This window comes from Actinacidiphila alni (assembly GCF_900112845.1).
Classification (GTDB): Bacteria; Actinomycetota; Actinomycetes; order Streptomycetales; family Streptomycetaceae; genus Actinacidiphila; species Actinacidiphila alni.
The window spans coordinates 127,168-147,045 of the sequence record NZ_FONG01000014.1 but is presented as its reverse complement, the minus strand read 5'-3'; the positions used below and the strand labels follow the sequence as shown (position 1 = coordinate 147,045).

Below are 19,878 nucleotides of genomic sequence, written 5' to 3'. Positions count from 1 at the left end.
CTAGGGGTTCCTTCCGCCCTCGTCGTCCTCCGGTGCGGCGGCGCCGCCGACGACGCCTGCCGCGGTCCCGGCGGTCCCGGCACCCGCGCCGGTCCCGGCACCCGCCCCGGTGTCCCCGGCCGCCACGGGCACGTCGTCCGCGGTGGCCGCGGCCTCGACCGGGTGCTCGTCGCTGCTGGTGTTGTCCCGCCAGGCGCGGACGGCGACCTTGACCTGGCGGTAGAGGTCCTCGAAGACCGGGGAGGCCGCGGCGCCGGCGATGACCAGCACCAGCTCCACGAGGCCGCCGCTCATCGGCGGCCCGTCGCGTTCCTCCGCCGGATCGCGGCCCTCGGCGTCGTACTCCCGGTACGCGACCGTCAGCCGCCGCTCCGCCTCGGCCCGGGTGAACCACTCCTCCAGGCTCAGCCACCGGTGCAGTGCCACGACATTGCGCGTGTCGTCCCCGGACACCCGGATCCGAATCCGCCGGCTGGGCTCCCCGTTCCCGTCAGTCATAACCCACCACTCTGGCACGGATGTTGACGCTGCGTCACTACTTGCGCACGGGGCCCGTGCGGCGGTCTTCGCGGCGCGCGGAATAACGTCGTTACGAATATGTGTTAGCTTGGATAACACGACGGCGGGAGCGCCGCTCCCGCCGGCCACGTCGGAGGGTCACCATGAGTGAGGTCACCATGAGCACGGAAAGCAGCACGGGCGGCAAGGTCGCCGTCGTCACCGGGGCGTCGCGCGGCATCGGGCGCGCCACCGCCGAGCGGCTGGCGGACGACGGCTACGCGGTCGTCGTCGGCTACGCGGGCGGGCGCGCGGCGGCCGAGGAGACCGTCGCGGCGATCGAGGCGAAGGGCGGCCGGGCGCTGGCCGCGCAGGCCGACGTCGCCGACGAGGAGGCCGTGGCGGCCGTCTTCGACGCGGCGGAGGCGGCGTACGGCGGTGTCGACGTCGTCGTGCACGCCGCCGGCCGGATGGACCTGGCGCCGGTCGCCGACTACGACCTCGACCTCTTCGACCGGCAGCAGCGCACGAACGTGCGCGGCACCTTCGTGGTGCTCCAGCAGGCCGCCCGGCGGCTGCGGGACGGCGGCTCGGTGCTGACCTTCTCCAGCTCCGTCGTCGGCCTCGCCTTCCCCGGATACGCCGCCTACGCCGCGAGCAAGGGTGCCGTCGAGGCGATGACGCTGATCGTGGCGCGCGAGCTGCGCGGCCGGAACATCAACGTCAACGCGGTCGCGCCCGGGCCGACGGCCACGGATCTCTTCCTGGACGGCAAGGACGAGGAGACCGTCGCGCGGCTGGCCGCGCAGCCGCCGCTGGAGCGGCTCGGCACGCCCGACGACATCGCGGGCGTCGTCGCCTTCCTCGTGTCCCCGGCCGGCCACTGGGTCAACGGCCAGGTCGTCCGCGCCAACGGCGGCATCATCTGAGGCCGCCGGCCGCCCCAACCCCCTCTCGCCAAGGAGCCGTTCGCCATGCCGATATCCACGCCCGTATCCACCGCACCCAAGAACATCCTGGTCACCGGCGCGTCCAGCGGTTTCGGCGCGCTCACCGTCCGCACCCTCGCACGGGCCGGGCACACCGTCTACGCCGGCATGCGGCAGACCGCGGGCCGCAACGCGCCCGCGGCCGCCGGCCTGGCCGCGTACGCCGACGAGCACGGCGTACGGCTGCACGCCGTGGAACTGGACGTGTCGGAGCAGGAGTCCGCCGACGCGGCGGTCGCCCGGATCGTCGCGGAACAGGGCCGGATCGATGTCGTCGTGCACAACGCCGGGCACATGGTGCTCGGCCGCGCCGAGGCGTTCACCCCGGAACAGCTCGCCGCCGTCTACGACACCAATGTGCTCGGCACCCAGCGGGTCAACCGCGCCGCGCTGCCGCACCTGCGCGAGCGGGGCGAAGGGCTGCTGGTCTGGGTCGGCTCCTCCAGCACCCGCGGCGGCTGCCCGCCCTTCCTGGCCCCGTACTTCGCGGCGAAGGCAGCCATGGACGCGCTCGCGGTGAGCTACGCCGCCGAGGTGATCCGCTTCGGCGTCGACACCTCGATCGTGGTGCCCGGCGCCTTCACCTCGGGCACCAACCACTTCGCGCACGCCGGCGCCCCGGCCGACACCGACCGCGCCGCCGCGTACGACGCGCACTACAAGACGCTGATGGCCGAGGTGAACACCCGCCTGGCCGACCTCCTGCCGCCGGACGCCGATGTCGCCGACGTGGCGGCCGAGATCGCCCGCGTCGTCGAACTCCCCGCCGGGCGGCGCCCGTTCCGCACCCACATCGACCCCAGCCGGGACGGCAGCGAGGTCGTCTCCGCCGTCGCCGACCGCATCCGCGTCGACTTCTTCCGCCGCGTCGGCCTCACCGACCTCCTGACAGAAGAGGCCGCCCTCTGATCCCACCCGGACCGCCGCGCGGACGCCCTTAGTCGGCCGGCGTGTCCGCCAGGATGGCCAACCACTGCTGGAGCAGGGCGGTTTCCGGTGGGGTGAGGGAGGTCGGGGGGGTGGTGCGGAGGCGGGCGGCGAGGGTGGCGGCGGCGGTCGGGAGCGTGGCGTCGGCGGGGCGGGCGGTGCCGGTGGCCTCGGGGGTCGTGATCGAGGCGACGAGGGCGTCCCGGACGCGGGGGGAGAAGTCCGGGTCCGGGTAGAGGGCGGGGCGGGAGATCAGCGAGAGGGCGACGCCCGCGTTCGCCGACATCACCATCCGCGTCGCCGTCTCCGGCGCCACCCGGAGCCGGCCCGCCGCCGCGATCCGCTCGATCACCTCGTGCAGCAGGCGCTGCGCCTCGGCGGCCGCCGCGGGCGGCACCGACAGGCCGGGGGAGTACATCAGCCGGTAGTAGTTCGGATTCTCGACCGCGAAGCGGACGTGGTTGTCCCAGCCCTCGCGGAGATCGGCCACCGGGTCGGAGGACGGCCGCGGCACGCGCTTGGCGGCCAGATACCGCTCGAAGCCGAAGTCGACGACGGCCGAGAGCAGGCCCTCCTTGTCGCCGAAGTGCCGGTACAGGATCGGGGCGCCGACGCCCGCGGCCTCGCAGACGGCGCGGGTCGACACATCGGCGTCGGCCGACCGCGAGAGCAGTCCTGCCGCCGCCTCCAGAATCCGTGTTCTCACATCCACGGTAACGATGTTACCTGCCCGTTCCGGTGCCCGTCGCGACAGGGTGCCGCCGCGGCGATGAGTTCGCCGCGGCCCGCCGGTCTACCCACCGACAGCAGGACACGAAGAAGCGACACACACCGGGAGTACGCGATGGGCCTCATCGACATCGAGATGTTCGCCACCCTCGACCTCGTCGGGCAGGCGCCCGGCGGACCCGAGGAGGATCCGGAGGGCTTCCCGCACGGCGGCTGGCAGGCGCCGCTGCTGGACGAGACCGCCGGCGCCCAGGTCGACGAGGCGTACGCGGGCACGGACGCGCTGCTCCTCGGCCGCAGGACGTACGACATCTTCGCGGGCTACTGGCCGCACCAGAAGGGCGGCGAGGACGGCGCCTTCGCCGACCTCTTCAACAGCATCCCCAAGTACGTGGCCTCGCGCGGCACGCCCGACCTGTCGTGGGCCGGGTCCACACACCTGGGCCCCGACCTGCCCGCGGCGATCCGCGAGATCCGCGACCGGCACGAGCGCGTCAAGGTCGTCGGCAGCCTCGACCTGGTGCAGACCCTGCTGCGCGAGCGGCTCTTCGACCGGCTCCACCTGTGGCTGCACCCGATCGTGCTCGGCGCCGGCAAGAAGGTCTTCGCCGAGGGCACCGTCCCGTCCAACCTCACCCTCCTCGCGCCGCCCGCCGCGAGCCCCAAGGGCACGGTGTACCTGCAGTACGGGCTGGCCGGGGGCGACGTCCGCACCGGGGACATGAGCGCGCCGGACCGGGGACTGTAGGAACGGCTACCGCGGGGAGCCGGCCGCCTCCCGTACGTCCCGGGCCGCGGACCTGGCGACCTCGGTGGACGAAGACGAAGACGAAGACGCAGACGCCGTCGCGGTCGGGGACATGGACGCGGTCGTGGACGGCGCGACCCTCGCCGTCCTCCGGTCCAAAGCCGAGGAGGTCAGCGCCAGCGCCAGCGCGGAGGCGGCCAGCGCCGCGCCCAGCCAGTTGGGCGCGGTGTATCCGGCGCCGCCGGAGATGAGCAGGCCGCCGAGCCAGGCGGCCAGCGCGTTGCCGAGGTTGAAGGCGCCGATGTTGACGGCCGAGGCGAGCGTCGGCGCGCCCGACGCCTGGTCGAGCACCCGCTTCTGCAGCGGCGGCACCGTGGCGAAGCCGAGGGCGCCGATCAGGAGGACGGTGACGGCGGCGGCCGGCTTGTCGTGCGCGGTCACCGTGAACAGCGCGAGCACGACGGCGAGGCCGCCCAGCGTGGCGTACAGCAGCGGCATCAGCCGCCGGTCGGCGTACCGCCCGCCGAGCAGATTGCCGCCGACCATGCCGAGACCGAACAGCACCAGCAGCCAGGTCACGGAGGAGTCGGCGTATCCGGTGACCTTGGTCATCATCGGCGTGAGGTAGGTGATCGCGGCGAAGACGCCGCCGAAGCCGAGCACCGTCATCGCCATGGCGAGCAGCACCTGCGCGTTGCGGAAGGCGGCCAGCTCGTGGCTGAGGCGTACGCCTTCAGGGCGCGGGATCTCCGGGACGAGCCGGGCGATCCCGGCCAGGCCCAGCACACCGAAGCCGGCCACGATCAGGAAGGTGACCCGCCAGCCGGCGGACTGGCCGACGAAGGTGCCCAGCGGCACGCCGATCACATTGGCGACGGTCAGGCCGGTGAACATCATCGCGATGGCCCCGGCCCTCTTCTCGGCGGCCACCAGGCCGGCCGCGACGACCGAGCCGATGCCGAAGAAGGCGCCGTGCGCGAGGGAGGCGACGATCCGGCCCGCGAGCATCAGGGCGAAGGTCGGCGCGAGCGCCGAGAGCACGTTCCCGGCGATGAACAGGCCCATCAGCAGCATCAGCATCCGCTTGCGGGAGATCTTCGTGCCGAGCACGGTCATCAGCGGGGCGCCGGCGACGACGCCGAGCGCGTAGCCGGTGACCAGGAAGCCGGCGGTCGGGATGGACACCCCGAAGTCCCCGGCGATGTCGGGCAGCAGCCCGATGATCACGAATTCGGTCGTGCCGATGCCGAAGGCCCCGAGGGCCAGGGCGAGCAGCGCGAGCGGCATGGGAAGCACCTTCCGGAGGTCGTACGGCAGATCGGTCACATCACTTAGCCAGCGGCCACAATAATTGCAGGCGCGGGTTAAATGCAAACGCCGTATATTGTGCGAGCGGGCTATCCTGGGAGGCGCGACGCGGCGTGCAGGCCGTGCGGGAGGAGGCCCGGGATGACGGAGACGGTGGCGACGGCGGATACGGCACCGGATACGGATGCGGGCACGGCACCGGATACGACATCGGACACGGCACCGGGCACGGATGCGGGCACGGCACCGGATACGACATCGGACACGGCGATGCCCGCGGTCGCGGAGCTGGCCCAGGGCTGGTGCGCGCTGTCCCTGCTGCACGGCCGGATCGAGGCGCACATCGAGCGCGCCCTCCAGGACGGGCACGGGCTGAGCGTGCGGGAGTTCTCGCTGCTCGACGTGCTGAGCAGGCAGCACGACGGGCCCGGCGGCCACCTCCAGATGAAGAAGGTCGCCGACGCGGTCGTGCTCAGCCAGAGCGCCACGACCCGGCTGGTCAGCCGACTGGAGGACCGCGGCCTGCTGGTCCGCTACCTCTGCGACACCGACCGCCGCGGCATCTACACCGACGTCACCGAGGCCGGTCTGACCCTGCTCACCGCCGCCCGCCCCACCAACGACCGGGCGCTGCGCGAGGCCCTCGACGAGGCGGCGCGCACCCCGGAGCTGGTGCCGCTGGTGCGGACGGTCGAGGCGCTCGGGCGCCGCTGAGGGCTTGCGCGGTGGAGTCCGCGCCTCAGCCCAGGCCGTGCTCGCGGGCGTAGCGCGCCGCCGCGATCCGGTCGCGCGAACCGGTCTTCGCGAACACCCTGTTGATGTGCGTCTTGACGGTGTTCCGGCTGAGGAAGAGGGCCGCCGCGATCTCGGAATTGGTCAGGCCGCGGGCGACCAGGCCCAGGATCTCCGCCTCGCGGCGGGTCAGGCCGTCCGGCGGTTCGGCCGCCTCGTTCCCCTCGGAGGCGGCGGCCGGCGGCGGGTCCGCCGCGGCGGCCAGCAGCGTCGCCCGTACCTGCGGGTGCAGGACGGAGAGCCCGGCGACCGCGCTGTGCAGGGTCTGCGCGATGTGCAGCCGGTCCGCGTCCTTCGTCAGATAGCTGCGGGCACCGGCCCGCAGCGTGTCCAGCACGGAACGGTCGTCCGCGTACGTCGTCAGGACCACGATCGCCACGTCCGGGTGCTCGGCGGTCAGCCGCCGGGCCGCCTCGGTGCCGTCCATCACCGGCATGTGCAGGTCGAGCAGGATCGCGTCCGGGCGGTGCCTGGCGACCTGTTCGAGCGCCTCCTCGCCGTTGGCCGCGCTGCCCACCACGTCCAGGTCGGGCAGCAGGTCCAGCATCAGCACCAGGCCCTCGCGGACGCTGGCCTGGTCGTCCGCGACGACCACCCGCAGCGGCGGCCGCTCCGCGTCCCTTCCCGTCGCGCTCACCGCGGCACCCGGGCGGCGACGCGCCACTCGCCGTCCCCGGCCGGGCCCGCCGTCAGGGCGCCGCCGAGCAGCAGCAGGCGTTCGCGCATGCCCGTCAGGCCGTAGCCGCCGTCGACGGTCGAGAAGCCCGGGGCGGCGTCCTCGTCCGCGGGCGGCAGCGGATTGCGGATCGTCAGCGTCACGTCGTCGTCCCCGTAGCGGAGGGTGAGGGTCACCGGGCGGTCCTTGGCGTGCTTGGCGGCGTTGGTCAGCGACTCCTGGGCGGTGCGCACCAGGGCCAGCGTCTGGTCGGCGGGCAGCGGTACGGGCGTGCCGCGCACGGTCAGCCGCGCCTGGGTGCCGTGCCGCTGCCGGTGGGCGGCGGTCATCCGGGCCAGCTCCTCGTCCAGCGGCGGGGTGTCGGTGCGCAGCGCGTGCACCGCGCGCCGGGTCTCGGTCAGGCCGTCCGAGGCTATCCGCTGGGCGACGCCCAGCACGCCGACCGCCCGCTCCACGTCGCCGTCGTCGGTCAGCAACGCGCGGGCCGCCTGGATCTGGATGCCGAGCGCGCCGAGTGAGTGCGCCAGCACGTCGTGGATCTCGCGGGCGATCCGTGTGCGCTCGTCGAGCACCGCCACCTGGCGCTGCTGCTCGCGCAACTCGTCCGCCTGCGCGCGCAGCTCCTCCGACCTGGCCAGCAGGACGGCCGCCTGCTCGGCCCGTACGCGGTCCGAGCGGCGGTTGCGGCCCACCAGCATGCCGACCACCAGTGTCACCGGGTAGCCGAGGGCGATACCGGTGGAGGCGCCGGTGATCAGCTGGGCGGTCTCGATCGCGAGGACGCCCGCGCCGGTCACCGACCAGGCGGTCGGCAGCGGGTGGTCGCTCGCCGCGCTCAGCACCGCGATCACGGTCATCGCGATCATCGTGCCCGCGTCCGGCAGGGTGGCGGCGGCGCCGGAGGCGACGGCGATCGTGCCGAGCAGGACGGGCATCAGCAGCGGGTTCCGCCACGGGGCGGCGCCGGGCCGCGCGGCCCGCAGCTCGGCCGCCGACCAGAGCGCCATCAGCGCGCCGCTGAGCACGTACGCGACGATCGTGACCGTACGGGCCGCGGGGCCCAGCGAGATCCGCGTGAAGGTCTCGCAGCCGGCCAGGACGTACGCCCCCCAGCGCAGCAGCCAGGACACCGTGAGAAGCACGTCGGCACGATAGCCGTCAGCCGCGGCTGCGGCGGTCGGCGAGGAAGGGGCGGCCGTCCCTCTCGGCCGCGAAGGGGATGCCCAGGGCGGTCGCGCGCATCGCGATGACGCCCGCCTGGCCGAGGCGGTTGAGGCCGAGCAGCATCAGCACCGGCGCGGACGAGGCGGCGACGTGCGCGTGCACACCGGCCGCGACGAGCATCAGCACCAGCCGGGAGACGATCAGCCCGCCCCACAGCCACAGGCCCAGCGCCGGCATCCGCCCCCACAGCCCGCCGTCCCGGCTCTCCAGCCGCATCATCGACCCCTGCCCCGCCCCGATCCCCAGCGCGAGCAGCCCCCCGATCACCAGCAGCGCGATGTCCGCGGGCGCCACGTGCCGCCCGTGGTCCCCGAGCCGCCCGAACCCCACCACGGTCAGCACCACCGGCAGCAGCACCACCCGCCGCCCCCGCAGCGCCTCCCCCCTGACCTGCCGCCCGATCACATACCCCACGATCACCACCGCGGCCCCCACCTCGACCACACCCACCGCCACCGCCACTGCCTCCTCCCACCGTCCCCATCACCCGCACCCACACCCACCACCGGACCCCCGACGCTACGTACGCCCCCACCGCCGGGCGTCACACCGCGGGGTGACGCAAGGGGTGATCCGGGCGGGGTGATCCGGGCGGGACGGCCCGCCCGGATGCCGCGGACTGAAAGCTCTTGTCGGGTTGGGGCAGGTTCGTCGGGGTGCGGAGTGGCCTGAGGGGTATCGGGGGATTTACGCTGAGTGAGGATGCGGCAGCTTCGGGGCGGAGACCCGAAGGACATCCGGTGGTAGAAGCGACTGCACTGCGAAGAACGAAAGAAGGAGGTGGCTGGAATGGCCACCGATGCGACTCATTCGACGACGCACATCGAGAATCATCCCGACCTGATGGCCCTGCGCGGCCGGTACGAGGAAGCGGCGGCCAAGCCGATGGCCGGGCTCATCGAGGGGCTCTGCCTGCTCGCCGGGCTGTATCTGGCGATCTCCCCGTGGGTGGCCGGATTCGACGGCTTCAACGCGCTCAGGGTGAGCAATCTGATCACCGGTATCGCCCTGGCGGTGCTGGCCATGGGCTTCGGCTCGGTACTGGAGCGCACGCACGGCCTGGGATGGGTCGCCGTGGCGATCGGCGCGTGGACGATCGTGGCTCCGTGGGTGGTGTCGGGTTCCGCCGACACGACCAAGACCATCACGAACAACGCGATCACCGGTGGTGTGATCTGCCTGCTCGGCCTGGCCACGATGGGCATGGGTCTGGGCGGCCGGAAGAGCCGCGCGCACTGACGCACGGCACGACCCCCGCGCGGACGGTGGTGCGGACGACCGTCGAGGCCGCCCGTACCACCGCTTCCCGTTCGGGGGAAGGGGGTACGGAAGTGGGATGCCGTACGCCGCCCGCATGAGTGACAATGCGCGGTATGAAGATCGGCACCAACGGTGAACTCCCCGGCCCCGCAAGCGACTTGGACGACGCGGCCGATGCTGAAGAGGCTCACGACGCGACGGGCGAGCCCGACCTGTCGGGCGTCGTCGTACGGCGCGCGACCGTCGCCGACGCCGAGGCCCTGGTGCGGCTGAGAGCGCTGATGCTGGAGGCGATGGGCACCCGGGTCGGCGGCCAGGACGCTCCTTGGCGGGCCCGGGCCCGTACGTGGTTCGCCGAACGCCTCGCCGCCACCGACGAGTTCGCCGCCTTCGTGGTGGACGACCCGGAGCTGGGCGTGGTCAGCAACGCGGTCGGTACGTGCGACCGGCACGCGCCGGGCCCGAACAATCTCAGCGGCCTGCACGGCCATGTCTCCAACGTCTGCACCGACCCGCGCCGGCTGCGCCGCGGCTACGCCCGGGCCTGCCTGGAAGCGGTGCTCGACTGGTTCGCGGAGGAGACCCAGGCCCGGGTGATCAACCTCAACGCGACCCCGGACGGCGCGGACCTCTACACCGACCTCGGCTTCGCCGCGCCCCGGCACCCCGCCCTCCAGGTCCGCCTGGACGGCACGATCGCACCGGTCCCGGTGGCGCCGCCCCTGCCGTGACACGTACACCGTTCGCGTACCGCTCCCGTTCCCGCGGGCGCGACATTCCTGTCATTCGTCAGGAGCGCGACCGCCCCGCCGCCCCCTAGCGTCGGCACGGACGGCGGCCGGGCGGGACCGGTCGCCGGCACGTGACGGCCGGCGGGGGTCCGGCCGCTGACGGAGGGACAGCACCATGCGCAGGATCATGCGGGGAGCCGCCGCGCTCGCCATCGCCACCGCCGCCGTGGCGGCCGCCGGCACCGGCTCGGCGCACGCCAACGACCAGACCGCGTACGGCTGCCCGGGCGGCGCGGTCTGCATCTACGCGCAGAACGCGGACTACACCAAGGGCCACCCGACCGACATCTTCTACAGCTACGGCGCCCACAACCTGAGCGGCGAAGTCGGCTACCACACCGTGCTGAACAACCAGTACGGCGGCGCCGGCGCGACCGCGCAGCTGTGCTGGTCGTACAACGGCGGCAACTGCAAGATCACCCTGGAAATGAACGACCACTGGTACTACGACCTGACGCCGGTCAATTCGATCGTCCTGAACCGGCCGTAATCCGCGGGGACTTGATGGCCGTCACCGCCTGCGTCGCGGGTCCGCCGCGCAGCAGGGACGCGGTGGCGGCCAGCAGTCCCATTCCGGCGGCCGTCGCGAAGACCACCACCAGGCCGTGGTGGAAGGGCGCCGAGATCAGGTGCGGGAAGAACTCCTTCCCGGTCAGCACCTCCCGGTTGTGCGCGGGCAGCTTGTCCAGCGCCCCGCTCGGCCCGAGCAGCGTCTGCACCGGGTTGTAGCCGAGGAAGGCCGAGAAGACCGTCGACACCGGCGGCAGCGAGGCCGCGTGGTGCGCCACGTCCGCGGGGACGCCCTGCGCGCGCAGCCCGCTGTCCAGTGCCTTCGGCAGCCGGTCGGCCAGGCCCGCGATCAGCAGCGAGAAGAAGATGCCGATCGACAGCGACATCCCGGAGTTCTGGAACGTCGACCGCATCCCGGAGGCCGCGCCCCGGTCGGTGGCGGGCACACTGCTCATGATCGCCGAGGTGTTGGGCGCCGAGAACATCCCGGAGCCCATCCCGTTGCACATGATCAGCAGCGCGAACGCCCAGTACGGGAAGGTGATCGGCAGCAGGAGCAGACCGACGAAGCTGAGCGAGAACAGCAGCAGCCCGCCGGTGGTGAACGCCCGTACGCCGTACCGGTCGGAGAGGAATCCGCACAGCGGCCCGGCGATCAGGAAGCCGGCCGTCAGCGGCAGCAGGAAGATCCCGGCCCACAGCGGCGCGTCGTCGAACGCGTAGCCGTGCAGCGGCAGCCAGATGCCCTGCAACCAGATGATCAGCATGAACTGCAGCCCGCCGCGCGCCACCGACGCCAGCAGCGAGGCCGCGTTCCCGGCGGCGAAGGCCCGGCTGCGGAACAGCGCGAGCCGGAACATCGGCTCCGCCACCCGCGTCTCCACCAGGACGAAGACGAGCAGCAGCACGACGCCCGCGATCAGCCCGGTGAGCACCTTCGGGTTCAGCCAGCCCATGGTGTGGCCCGCGTACGGCTGGATGCCGTAGGTGATGGACACCAGCAGCAGCCCGCAGCCCAGCGCGAAGGCGATATTGCCCCACCAGTCGATACGGGCCTGCCGGCGCGTGGAGGTCTCGCGCAGCGAGCGGTACGCCCAGACCGTGCCGAGGATGCCGAACGGCAGATTGACCCAGAACACCGCGCGCCAGTCCCACGCCGACAGCAGCCCGCCCAGCACCAGGCCGACGAACTGGCCGGACAGCGCCGAGATCTGGTTGATGCCCAGCGCCATGCCGCGCTGCTCGGCCGGGAAGGCGTCGGTGAGGATCGCCGCCGAGTTCGCCATCAGCATCGAGCCGCCGAGCGCCTGCACGATCCGCCAGCAGATCAGCCACATCGCGCCCGCGCCGCCGTACGCCGGGTCGAAGGAGAGCGCGACGGAGGCGAGGGTGAAGACGACGAAGCCGAGGTTGTAGATCCTGACCCGGCCGACGATGTCGCCCAGCCGCCCGAGGGTCACCACCAGCACCGCGGTGACCAGCATGTAGCCCATGATCATCCACAGCAGATAGCTGATGTTGCCGGGGGCGAACGGGTCGAGGTGGATGCCGCGGAAGATCGCGGGCATCGAGATGATGACGATCGAGGAGTCGACCGTCGCCATGAACATCCCGAGGCTGGTGTTGGACAGCGCGACCCACTTGTAGCGGTCGCCGGGCCCGGCGTCGGCGGGGGCCCCGTCGGCGGGGGTCGGGTCACCGCCCGCGTCGCCGGCCGCGGGTATCCCGGAAGGGTCGTCAGACACGACGGGTGATCCTCTCCAACAGGGGGATGGCGTCGGCCAGTTGCCGCTGCTCGGCCGGGGTCAGCTCCTCGTCGATGGCCAGGCCCAGGCGGCGGGAGCGCTCGGCGCGCGCGCCGTGCAGACCGTCGAGGCCCGCCGTGGTGAGGGAGACGACGATCCGGCGCCCGTCGGTCGGGTCGGGGTCGCGGGCCACCAGACCGCGCTCCTGGAGGACGCCGATGATCGTGCACATCGACTGCGGTCGGATGCCCTCACCCGCGGCCAGTTCGCTGGCGGTGGCCGGGCCCTCCCGGTCGAGCCTGACCAGCGCCGAGATCTGCGAGAAGGTCAGCTCCCCGTCCGGCTTCACCTGGCGCAGCCGCCGCACCAGGGGGCTGAGGGCCGCGCGCAGGTCGGCGGCGACGCGGGCGGCGGCGGGGCTCGCGACAGGTCCGGCGGTCGGGCTCGCCGCGGGGCCCGCGGCCGTGCTCGGCGGGGTTCTGGTCGTCATGATGATCAGTATAAACTTATCAGTCCAGACTTATGGTATAGCTGGCGCATGACTGTTTCCCCCTCCGGCTCGCTCACCGCGACCACCGTCACCCTCACCGGCCACGGCGGCGACGAGATCGAGGCGTATCTCGCCCGCCCCGAGGGCGACGCCCGCCGCGGCGGCGTCGTCCTCATCCACCACCTGCCCGGCTACGACCGGCCGACGAAGGAGATGGCGCGGCGGTTCGCCGAGATGGGGTACGACTGCGTCTGCCCCAACCTCTTCCACCGCGAGGCACCCGGCGCCGCGCCCGACGACGCCGCCGCGGTCGGCCGTGCCAACGGGGGAGTGCCCGACGAGCGGCTGATCGGCGACGCGGAGGGCGCCGCCGCGTATCTGCGCGCGCTGCCCACCTCCAACGGCAAGGTCGGCGTCATCGGGCACTGCTCGGGCGGCCGGCAGGCCGTCCTGGTCGCCTGCAACAGCGACGTGGACGCCGCCGTCGACTGCTACGGCGCCTTCGTCACCGGCACCGTGCCCGAGGGCTTCGTGCTGCGGATCACCAATCTCGTCGACCAACTCCCGCGCCTGGGCGCCCCCTTGCTCGGCCTGTTCGGCGGGGCGGACAGCCACCCGAGTCCGGCGGAGGTCGCGGAGCTGGAACGCATCCTCACCGAACTGGGCAAGGACTTCGAATTCCACAGCTACGGCGGCGCCGGCCACGGCTTCTTCGCCGTCGACCGCCCCAACTACAACGTGCCCGCCGTGCAGGACGGCTGGGAGCGGATCGAGCATTTCTTCGGCACGCATCTGGAGGGCTGACCACATGTGCACCTACTCCACCGTCAAGGCGGAGATCGACGGCAGCGCGAAGGGGCCGGGCAGCTCCTGGTTCCATGTCACCGACGTGACCGTCTACTTCGACCATCCCGTGCACGCCATGGCCGAGCACACCCTCAACATCGACTTCGCCGCCCCGGACCGGGGCCCGTCGGCCCGGGTCGCGCTGGAGCTGACCGCGGACTCCGCGCGGGCCCTGGTCACCGCGATCCAGGACGCGCTGGCCGCCGTCCCGGCGGAAATGGCGGTCTGACGTTCCGTCAGTTCTTGGTGCTGTCGTACGGGGCCGTGCCGTCGTCCGCGTCCAGCCGGGCCAGGCCCGCGAGGACGGCCTCCGCCTTCGCCTCCAGGCAGTGGGCGCGGGCCAGTTCCAGGGCCCGCTCCCAGCTCTTGCGGGCGGCGGCGAGGTCGCCGCGGTCGTAATGCGTACGGCCCAGCACCTCCAGGGTGTCGGCGGTGCTGCCGCGGTCCCCTATCCGGTCCAGCAGCAGCACCGTCTCCTCCAGTGCCGCGACCGCCTCGTCGTACCGGCCGACGGTGCGCAGCGCCTCGCCGAGGCTGGTCAGGCTGCGCGCCGTACTGGTCAGCACCCCGCGCTCCCGCCACATCGCCAGCGCCCGCCGGTAGCAGGCGATCGCGGCGGCCGAGTCGCCCGCGCCCAGATGCGCGTCGCCGAGATTGCCCAGCACGGTCGCGACCCGGTCGGCGTCGCCCACCGCGTAGTGCAGGTCGAGGGACTTCCTGCCGTACTCCAGGGCGCGGGCGTTGTCGCCGAGCGCGCGGTGCAGCCCCGAGAGGTTGTTCAGGATCGCCGCCTGCCCCTGGAGGTCGCCCGCCGTCTCGAAGTACAGCCGGGCCACCTCCAGATGCTCCAGGCACGGCCCGACCCGGTCCGACATCCCGTACGAGACGCCCAGCCGGCTGTGCATCCACGCCCGGCCCTGCACGTCCCCGGTCTCCTCCGCGCAGGCCAGCGCGTCCAGCAGGCACGTCTCCCACTCGCCGGTCCACCAGTACGCCTGCGCGTAGCCGAACAGGCCAGCCGCCAGCCGCCACGCCACGTCCGACCAGCCGTGCGCCGCCGCCTGCCGGACCGCCTCCTTGATCGCGGGCAGCTCCTTCACGCACCAGCGCAGCGCCGCCTCCTCGCTGCTGAACTCCCGTGGCGGCACGGCGGGTTGTTCGTGCAGCGGCGGTATCGGATGGCCCTCGGGGGCGAGCAGTTCGGCGGTGCCCGCGACCGTGGCCACGTACCAGACCAACAGTCGGCGCAGCCCGTTCTCCCGTACCCGGGGCGGCACTTCCTCGGCCGCGCGGCCGGCCGCGTACTCGCCGAGCAGGTCGTGGAAGCGGTAGCGGCCCGGCTGCGGGGTCTGCAACAGGTGGGTGTCGACGAGGGCTTCGAGCAGATCCTCGGCCGCGGCCGGCTCCCGGCCGAGCAGCGCCGCCGCCGGGGCGTGCGCCAGCGGGTGACCGGGCCACAGGCCCAGCAGCCGGAAGGCGCGGGCCGCCTCGCGGTCGGCGGCCTGCGGGCTGTCCCGCATCGCCAGATAGCTCATCGCGAAGGTGTCCTGCACGGCCAGGCCGCCCGCGGCCAGCGCGTGCAGCCGGTCGCCCGCGCTGTCCAGGCGCTCCGCGAGCGCGGTCAGCGGCCAGTTGGGGCGGGCCGCCAGCCGCGCGCCGGCTATTCGCAGCGCCAGCGGCAGACCGCCGCAGGCCGCCAACACCCCGGCGGCCGCGTCCGGTTCGGCCGCCACCCGGCTCGGCCCGCACACCGCGACCAGCAGCCGGTGCTGCTCCTCCGCGCCCAGCGGCTCCAGCGGCAGCCGTACCGCGCCCGGCAGATCGGCCAGCGTACGGCGGCTGGTGACGATCACCGCGCTGTCGCCCCGGCCCGGCAGCAGCGGCACCACCTGCGCGGCGTCCGCCGCGTTGTCCAGCACCAGCAGCACCCGGCGGCCGTGCAGCGCCTGGCGCAGCAGCGACGACAGGTCGTCCTGGTCGTCCGGCAGCGGCTGCGCGGTGCCCGTGCCCGACCCGGCCGGCGTGCACAGATCGCCCAGGAAACGCGCCAGCAGATCGCGCGGGCGGCGCGGTTGCCCCGCGCCGAAACCGCGCAGATCGACGTAGAGGACGCCGTCGGGGAAGTCGGCGCGCGCCAGGTGCGCCGCGTGCACCGCGAGCGCCGTCTTGCCGATGCCGCCCATGCCCGTCACCACCGCGACCCGCGGCGCGTCCGGGCCGTGCGGCCGTATCGCCGCCAGCAGCGCGGCCAGTTCGCCACTGCGACCGGTGAAGTCCCCCGTGTCGGCCGGGAGTTGGGCGGGCGGGCTGACCGGTTCCTGTTCCTGGGGTTCCTCCGGCGCGGCGGCCAGCACCTCGTGGTAGGCGGCCTGCACCGCCGGGCCCGGCTCGACGCCCAACTCGTCCACCAGCGTGCGCCGCAGACCGTGGAAGGCGGCAAGTGCCTCCGCCTGGCGGTGCGTCCGGTGCAGCGCCAGCATCCACTGCCGGTGGAAGGGCTCGCGCAGCGGATGCGCCGCCGTCAGCGCGGCCAGCTCCGCCGTCATCCCCTGGTGCCGGCCCAGCGCCAGCTCCGCGTCGAAGCGCCACTCCAGGGCTTGCAGCCGCGCCTCCGCCAAGTGCGCGGCGTACGCGCGCATCGGGTCGCTCAGCGCCGGTACGTCCGCCAGCGGGTCGCCGCGCCACAGCGCCAGTGCCGCCGCGCACTCCCGCTGCACCGCGGGCCAGTCCTCCGCGCGGTGCGCGGTCCTCGCCTCCGCGTGGTGCCGGACGAATTCGGCGGCGTCCAGCTCGCCCGCCGCGACCTCCAGCACATAGCCCGGCGGGACGGCGCGCAGCCGGGAGGCGTCCCGGCCGTCCTCCGCCAACAGGCGGCGCAGCCGCGCCACATGGTTGTGCAGCGACGCCGTCGCCGTGGCCGGCGGGTCCTCGCCCCACATCGCGGCCTTCAGCGTTTCCGGCGTGACCACCCGGCCCGGGGTGCTCAGCAGTGTCGCCAGCAGCGCCCGCGCCTTCGCCGACCCGACGCCGCCACCGTTCACGGTCACCGCTCCGAGCAGCCCGAACCGCATCCGTGGCCCTCTCTGGCCGTTCCCCCGAACGGCGCGTTAGGGCCATGTTAGCGGCCGGTTGGCGCGCCCCCCCAAGCTTCTTCCACCGGGTCCGGCCCGGCGACGCGGGCGGGCACCACCCCCCGCAAACGGGGGCACGACTCGCCGCGGCCGGACCCGAACCAACGCTGCGCTTGCGGAGCACGGTAAGTCACGTCTTCCCGGGCCCGCTGCCCCGGACCCGCACCTCTGCGGATGAGGGCGCCCCTCCTGCGGAGAAGGGATGCCCCGTTAGGGGCGCGGGGAACTGCGCGCCCAGCCCGCGCGCGCCTTCAGACAAAAACCGCCCCCAGCGGGGCAGACGCTGTTTGTTGTGCGACCACCGGCCGGTGGGGGCGGGCCGCGCAGTTCCTCCCCCAGCTACCGCTGGGGGTGCCCCCAGCGCCCCTGGAGGGGCAACGTCCACCGCACGCGCGGGTCGGGGGCGCCCCTGACGGGGCGCTGACCTCTGCCAGGCGCAGCCGTGTCAGCGGGATGTGGGCGCCGTGTCAGTGGGCCAGGGGACAGTGGTCCCATGAAGAAGACGGCGGGGGCATTCATCAGGTTCGTGGTGTGCGGCGGAGGCATCGGCCTCGCGTCGAGCGGAGCACTGCTGCTGGCCGCGGGCCGGATGAATTTCGCGGTGGCGAACGCGATCGTCACCGTACTGTCCACCCTCGCGGCAACCGAACTGCACCACAGGATCACGTTCAGAGGCGCCGCCGGCGGCGGCTGGGCCGGCTGGCGCGTGCACAGCAAATCCGCCCTGACCCTGCTCGCGGCCTACGCGTTCACGACCGCCGCCGTGCTGGGCCTGGACCAGGCCCACCCGCACCCGGGCGCCCTGCTGACGCAGGCCGTCTACCTGGCCGCGTCCGGCCTCGCCGGCATCGCCCGCTTCGTCGCGCTGCGCCTGCTGGTCTTCACGCCCCGCGCCGCCGAGCCCGAGCAGCCGCGGCTGTCCCGCGACGGCGTGACCGTAGCGGCATGAGCACCCCCGGGAAGCCCGCGTAACATTCCCGCGCCGCGCCGCGTCGAAGAGAGTGGAGAGCACGGGCCGCGGGGGAAGGACGGGCGGGTGCGTAAAGGGGAGACCGAGGCGTATCTGGACTTCGCCGCGGTGCGGGCGGCCCCGCTGTACCGGTCCGCCTGCCTGCTCGCCAGCGGCGACACGCACCTGGCCGAGGACCTGGTGCAGGAGACGCTGGGGCGGATGTTCGTGGTGTGGGGCCGGATGGCCAAGGTCGGCAATCCGGCGGCGTACGCCCAGACCGTGCTGGTCCGCGCTTTCCTGACCCACCAGCGGCGGCGCAGCAGCAAGGAACGCCCCAGCGCCGTCCTGCCGGACAGCGCCGCCCGCGGCGGGGACGACGCGACGCTCCGCGTCACACTGCTCGACGCCCTCGGCAGGCTCGCGCCGAAGGACCGGGCGGTGCTGGTGCTGCGGTACTGGGAGGACCGCAGCATCGAGGAGACCGCCGCCGCCCTGCACAGCACGCCGGGCGCGATACGGACCCGGACCGTACGCGCCCTCGCCCGGCTCCGGGCGGACCTCGGCGGCAGCCTCGCCGAACTGATCGCCCGCTGACGCCCTCACGCTCGCCCTCACGTCCGCCCCCACGTCTGCCCTCACATCTGCTTTCACCTCTGTGACCCACGCCTACCGAGACGGTGGTTCCGCCATGCCCATCGACCCCATGGAACCCGCACGACCAGCAGAAAAGGAGCAACTCCCGCACACCGAACAGGACGTCTTCGAGGACGAGTTGGGCGCCGCCATGCGCCGGGCCGGCGACACCTTCCGGCCGGGCGACCCGCGCGGCCTGGTCGCGGACGGCCACGTGCACGGCCGCAGGCTGCGCCGCCGCCGCAACGCCGCCGTCACCGCGGGTGTCGCGGCCTTCGCCGTGATCGGCGTCGGCGGCGCGCTGATCGGCGGGCTCGCCGGGGGCGACGGCTCCGGCGGTACGGCCGCCGCGCCGGAGAAGCCCGCGGTGTCGGCCGGGCCCGCGAGCGGCGGCCCGTCGGCGAAGCCGCACCGGCCGGTGCTGACCGCGAAGCAGTTCACCGACCTGTTCGTGTCGATGCTGCCCAAGGGCCATGTCGCCAAGCGGCCGGGCCGCGGCACCGACGGCGAACTGCCGCCGCTGGCCGAGGTCGTCTTCGACGACGGCAAGGGCCCCGGTCTGGTCGACGCCCTCGTCGGCTACGGCGAGGCCGCCCCCGACTGCCCGGAGCAGGATCCGCCCGGCACCTCGTGCACCACCACCCATGTGCACGGCGGCACCCTGACGATCTACAAGGGGTACGAGTACCCGGACCGCCGCGAGGACACGAAGGAGTGGATGGCGACCTTCGTCACGGCGGGCGGCGCCACGATCGACGTCAGCGAGTGGAACGCGAAGGAGGAGAAGGGTGCCCCGGTGTCCCGGCCGAACCCGCCGCTTTCGGTGTCCGAGCTGCGCCGGATCGTCACCGACCCCCGCTGGCAGCGGGCGATCGACGCGCTGCCCGTACCGGAGGGCCTGAACGCCAAGACGGCGCCGAGCACCGCGTGGGCCACGTCCTGACCTGGGCCCCCGCCGGCTCCCCCCGCTCCCCGTTCCGGCCTCCCCCCGGCAGGACCGGGGGGAGGGGGGTCTTCCCGTTCACAAGCTTTTTGCGCATGCTTTGAGTACCCGGGTTACCGTCGGCGACGGCTTTCGGGTGACAATGCGACAGTCGAAGCTGGAACATTCGGCGTAGTTGGCCCCTGAATGAAGCGAGGATCTCCATGTTGCGAAACGGGCTGGAGCCGTGGCACCTGATCGTGGTGGCGATCGTCGTCATCCTGCTGTTCGGCTCCAAGAAGCTGCCTGAGGCGGCGCGTGGGCTCGGGAAGTCGATGCGCATCCTGAAGTCCGAGGCGAAGGCGATGAAGAGCGACGACTCGACGCCGCCGAGCGCCGAGCCGAAGGCGAGCGCCACCCCGGCGCCCGAGGCCATCACGCCGAGCGACGTCGTCACCGCGAACGAGTCCACGACGGCCTCGCAGCAGGCGACCACCGCCAAGTAGCCGCCGGCCGGCACCGCACCCCTCCGGCAGGCACCTCCCGGGGCGGGACACCGCCGCACCGCCGTCGACAGCCGCGCGCGTACGTGATCACGTACGCGCGCGGCTTTGTTATGCCCGGAAACGGGGGCCGGGCCGTGGGGGGCCGTGCCCGTGGGCGGCCCGCCGTTTCCGGAATCCGGCAGCCTTGATACGTTCTTGACG

At 73.3% G+C, this 19,878-nt stretch carries 22 protein-coding genes; 13 read left to right on the top strand and 9 right to left on the bottom strand.

Going from position 1 to position 19,878, the window contains the following annotated elements:
• Window positions 1–453, bottom strand: coding sequence for a hypothetical protein (locus tag BM076_RS36755; RefSeq protein WP_093715569.1), 453 nt, complete (start codon window positions 451–453; stop codon window positions 1–3).
• A gap of 224 nt (window positions 454–677) precedes the next feature.
• Here BM076_RS36755 and BM076_RS23045 point away from each other — a divergent pair, with 224 nt between their 5' ends.
• Window positions 678–1,427: an SDR family oxidoreductase gene (locus BM076_RS23045; RefSeq protein WP_093715568.1), complete on the top strand. Its 750-nt coding sequence runs from the start codon at window positions 678–680 to the stop codon at window positions 1,425–1,427.
• Between the two features lie 45 nt (window positions 1,428–1,472).
• Window positions 1,473–2,396: an SDR family NAD(P)-dependent oxidoreductase gene (locus BM076_RS23040; protein ID WP_093715567.1), complete on the top strand. Its 924-nt coding sequence runs from the start codon at window positions 1,473–1,475 to the stop codon at window positions 2,394–2,396.
• 28 nt (window positions 2,397–2,424) lie between these two features.
• On the opposite strand, the gene BM076_RS23035 is transcribed toward BM076_RS23040, so the two are convergent.
• Entirely contained in the window at window positions 2,425–3,126 is a 702-nt protein-coding gene (locus tag BM076_RS23035) for a TetR/AcrR family transcriptional regulator (RefSeq protein WP_093715566.1), read from the bottom strand.
• Between the two features lie 132 nt (window positions 3,127–3,258).
• On the opposite strand from BM076_RS23035, the gene BM076_RS23030 reads away from it, so the two are divergent.
• Window positions 3,259–3,891 (top strand): dihydrofolate reductase family protein, encoded by a 633-nt coding sequence (locus tag BM076_RS23030; RefSeq protein ID WP_093715565.1) that lies wholly within the window; start codon window positions 3,259–3,261, stop codon window positions 3,889–3,891.
• Window positions 3,892–3,897: 6 nt separating this feature from the next.
• Here BM076_RS23030 and BM076_RS23025 read toward each other — a convergent pair whose 3' ends face one another.
• Complete coding sequence (locus BM076_RS23025; RefSeq protein ID WP_093715635.1) at window positions 3,898–5,178, bottom strand: MFS transporter; 1,281 nt, start codon at window positions 5,176–5,178, stop codon at window positions 3,898–3,900.
• 291 nt (window positions 5,179–5,469) lie between these two features.
• On the opposite strand from BM076_RS23025, the gene BM076_RS23020 reads away from it, so the two are divergent.
• On the top strand, window positions 5,470–5,913 hold the full coding sequence (locus BM076_RS23020; protein WP_093715564.1) for a MarR family winged helix-turn-helix transcriptional regulator: 444 nt from the start codon (window positions 5,470–5,472) through the stop codon (window positions 5,911–5,913).
• Between the two features lie 25 nt (window positions 5,914–5,938).
• Here the strand turns inward: BM076_RS23020 and BM076_RS23015 are convergent, their stop codons facing one another.
• Genes BM076_RS23015 through BM076_RS23005 form a run of 3 tightly spaced genes read right to left on the bottom strand, consistent with a single transcriptional unit; the run spans window position 5,939 to window position 8,347 of the window.
• Window positions 5,939–6,628: a response regulator gene (locus BM076_RS23015; RefSeq protein WP_245796233.1), complete on the bottom strand. Its 690-nt coding sequence runs from the start codon at window positions 6,626–6,628 to the stop codon at window positions 5,939–5,941.
• Entirely contained in the window at window positions 6,625–7,809 is a 1,185-nt protein-coding gene (locus tag BM076_RS23010; protein WP_093715563.1) for a sensor histidine kinase, read from the bottom strand. Before BM076_RS23010 ends, BM076_RS23015 begins: the two co-directional genes overlap by 4 nt.
• A gap of 16 nt (window positions 7,810–7,825) precedes the next feature.
• On the bottom strand, window positions 7,826–8,347 hold the full coding sequence (locus tag BM076_RS23005; RefSeq protein ID WP_143120615.1) for a hypothetical protein: 522 nt from the start codon (window positions 8,345–8,347) through the stop codon (window positions 7,826–7,828).
• Window positions 8,348–8,680: 333 nt separating this feature from the next.
• Between BM076_RS23005 and BM076_RS23000 the strand changes: the two genes are divergently transcribed.
• The 3 genes from BM076_RS23000 (at window position 8,681) to BM076_RS22990 (ending at window position 10,432) form a co-directional block, all read left to right on the top strand.
• The gene (locus BM076_RS23000) at window positions 8,681–9,130 is read left to right on the top strand and encodes an SPW repeat protein (RefSeq protein WP_177246564.1); all 450 of its coding nucleotides are present in this window, start codon (window positions 8,681–8,683) and stop codon (window positions 9,128–9,130) included.
• 134 nt (window positions 9,131–9,264) lie between these two features.
• A complete protein-coding gene (locus tag BM076_RS22995) occupies window positions 9,265–9,882 on the top strand; it encodes a GNAT family N-acetyltransferase (RefSeq protein ID WP_218160109.1) in 618 nt (205 codons plus the stop codon).
• Between the two features lie 175 nt (window positions 9,883–10,057).
• Window positions 10,058–10,432 (top strand): hypothetical protein, encoded by a 375-nt coding sequence (locus BM076_RS22990; RefSeq protein WP_093715561.1) that lies wholly within the window; start codon window positions 10,058–10,060, stop codon window positions 10,430–10,432.
• On the opposite strand, the gene BM076_RS22985 is transcribed toward BM076_RS22990, so the two are convergent.
• A complete protein-coding gene (locus BM076_RS22985; RefSeq protein WP_093715632.1) occupies window positions 10,404–12,062 on the bottom strand; it encodes an MFS transporter in 1,659 nt (552 codons plus the stop codon). The two genes, BM076_RS22990 and BM076_RS22985, sit on opposite strands and share 29 nt — an antisense overlap.
• A gap of 127 nt (window positions 12,063–12,189) precedes the next feature.
• Window positions 12,190–12,687, bottom strand: a complete 498-nt coding sequence (locus BM076_RS22980) for a MarR family winged helix-turn-helix transcriptional regulator (protein WP_093715560.1) — start codon at window positions 12,685–12,687, stop codon at window positions 12,190–12,192.
• A 48-nt stretch (window positions 12,688–12,735) separates the two neighbouring features.
• On the opposite strand from BM076_RS22980, the gene BM076_RS22975 reads away from it, so the two are divergent.
• Window positions 12,736–13,491, top strand: coding sequence for a dienelactone hydrolase family protein (locus tag BM076_RS22975; protein WP_093715559.1), 756 nt, complete (start codon window positions 12,736–12,738; stop codon window positions 13,489–13,491).
• 4 nt (window positions 13,492–13,495) lie between these two features.
• Complete coding sequence (locus BM076_RS22970; protein ID WP_093715558.1) at window positions 13,496–13,762, top strand: DUF6295 family protein; 267 nt, start codon at window positions 13,496–13,498, stop codon at window positions 13,760–13,762.
• Between the two features lie 7 nt (window positions 13,763–13,769).
• Here the strand turns inward: BM076_RS22970 and BM076_RS22965 are convergent, their stop codons facing one another.
• A complete protein-coding gene (locus BM076_RS22965) occupies window positions 13,770–16,604 on the bottom strand; it encodes an AfsR/SARP family transcriptional regulator (protein WP_093715557.1) in 2,835 nt (944 codons plus the stop codon).
• Between the two features lie 553 nt (window positions 16,605–17,157).
• On the opposite strand from BM076_RS22965, the gene BM076_RS22960 reads away from it, so the two are divergent.
• From BM076_RS22960 to tatA, 4 genes are all read left to right on the top strand, one after another.
• Window positions 17,158–17,613 carry a GtrA domain-containing protein gene (locus tag BM076_RS22960; protein ID WP_093715556.1) on the top strand — a complete coding sequence of 152 codons (456 nt, stop codon included), beginning with the start codon at window positions 17,158–17,160 and terminating at the stop codon, window positions 17,611–17,613.
• 87 nt (window positions 17,614–17,700) lie between these two features.
• Window positions 17,701–18,210, top strand: a complete 510-nt coding sequence (locus BM076_RS22955; protein WP_093715555.1) for a SigE family RNA polymerase sigma factor — start codon at window positions 17,701–17,703, stop codon at window positions 18,208–18,210.
• Between the two features lie 94 nt (window positions 18,211–18,304).
• Window positions 18,305–19,192 carry a hypothetical protein gene (locus BM076_RS22950; protein WP_093715554.1) on the top strand — a complete coding sequence of 296 codons (888 nt, stop codon included), beginning with the start codon at window positions 18,305–18,307 and terminating at the stop codon, window positions 19,190–19,192.
• A gap of 203 nt (window positions 19,193–19,395) precedes the next feature.
• Window positions 19,396–19,677 (top strand): Sec-independent protein translocase subunit TatA, encoded by a 282-nt coding sequence (gene tatA / locus BM076_RS22945; RefSeq protein WP_093715553.1) that lies wholly within the window; start codon window positions 19,396–19,398, stop codon window positions 19,675–19,677.
• Window positions 19,678–19,878 lie beyond the last annotated feature (201 nt).

Bases quoted from the DNA above. Each gene is read 5' to 3' on its own strand.
- BM076_RS23045 (WP_093715568.1), top strand. From the start codon at position 678: ATGAGCACGGAAAGCAGCACGGGCGGCAAGGTCGCCGTCGTCACCGGG.
- BM076_RS23040 (WP_093715567.1), top strand. From the start codon at position 1,473: ATGCCGATATCCACGCCCGTATCCACCGCACCCAAGAACATCCTGGTC.
- BM076_RS23030 (WP_093715565.1), top strand. From the start codon at position 3,259: ATGGGCCTCATCGACATCGAGATGTTCGCCACCCTCGACCTCGTCGGG.
- BM076_RS23025 (WP_093715635.1), bottom strand. From the start codon at position 5,178: ATGCCGCTCGCGCTGCTCGCCCTGGCCCTCGGGGCCTTCGGCATCGGC.
- BM076_RS23020 (WP_093715564.1), top strand. From the start codon at position 5,470: ATGCCCGCGGTCGCGGAGCTGGCCCAGGGCTGGTGCGCGCTGTCCCTG.
- BM076_RS23000 (WP_177246564.1), top strand. From the start codon at position 8,681: ATGGCCACCGATGCGACTCATTCGACGACGCACATCGAGAATCATCCC.
- BM076_RS22995 (WP_218160109.1), top strand. From the start codon at position 9,265: ATGAAGATCGGCACCAACGGTGAACTCCCCGGCCCCGCAAGCGACTTG.
- BM076_RS22990 (WP_093715561.1), top strand. From the start codon at position 10,058: ATGCGCAGGATCATGCGGGGAGCCGCCGCGCTCGCCATCGCCACCGCC.
- BM076_RS22985 (WP_093715632.1), bottom strand. From the start codon at position 12,062: ATGTTCATGGCGACGGTCGACTCCTCGATCGTCATCATCTCGATGCCC.
- BM076_RS22980 (WP_093715560.1), bottom strand. From the start codon at position 12,687: ATGACGACCAGAACCCCGCCGAGCACGGCCGCGGGCCCCGCGGCGAGC.
- BM076_RS22975 (WP_093715559.1), top strand. From the start codon at position 12,736: ATGACTGTTTCCCCCTCCGGCTCGCTCACCGCGACCACCGTCACCCTC.
- BM076_RS22970 (WP_093715558.1), top strand. From the start codon at position 13,496: ATGTGCACCTACTCCACCGTCAAGGCGGAGATCGACGGCAGCGCGAAG.
- BM076_RS22965 (WP_093715557.1), bottom strand. From the start codon at position 16,604: ATGCGGTTCGGGCTGCTCGGAGCGGTGACCGTGAACGGTGGCGGCGTC.
- BM076_RS22960 (WP_093715556.1), top strand. From the start codon at position 17,158: ATGAAGAAGACGGCGGGGGCATTCATCAGGTTCGTGGTGTGCGGCGGA.
- BM076_RS22950 (WP_093715554.1), top strand. From the start codon at position 18,305: ATGCCCATCGACCCCATGGAACCCGCACGACCAGCAGAAAAGGAGCAA.
- tatA (WP_093715553.1), top strand. From the start codon at position 19,396: ATGTTGCGAAACGGGCTGGAGCCGTGGCACCTGATCGTGGTGGCGATC.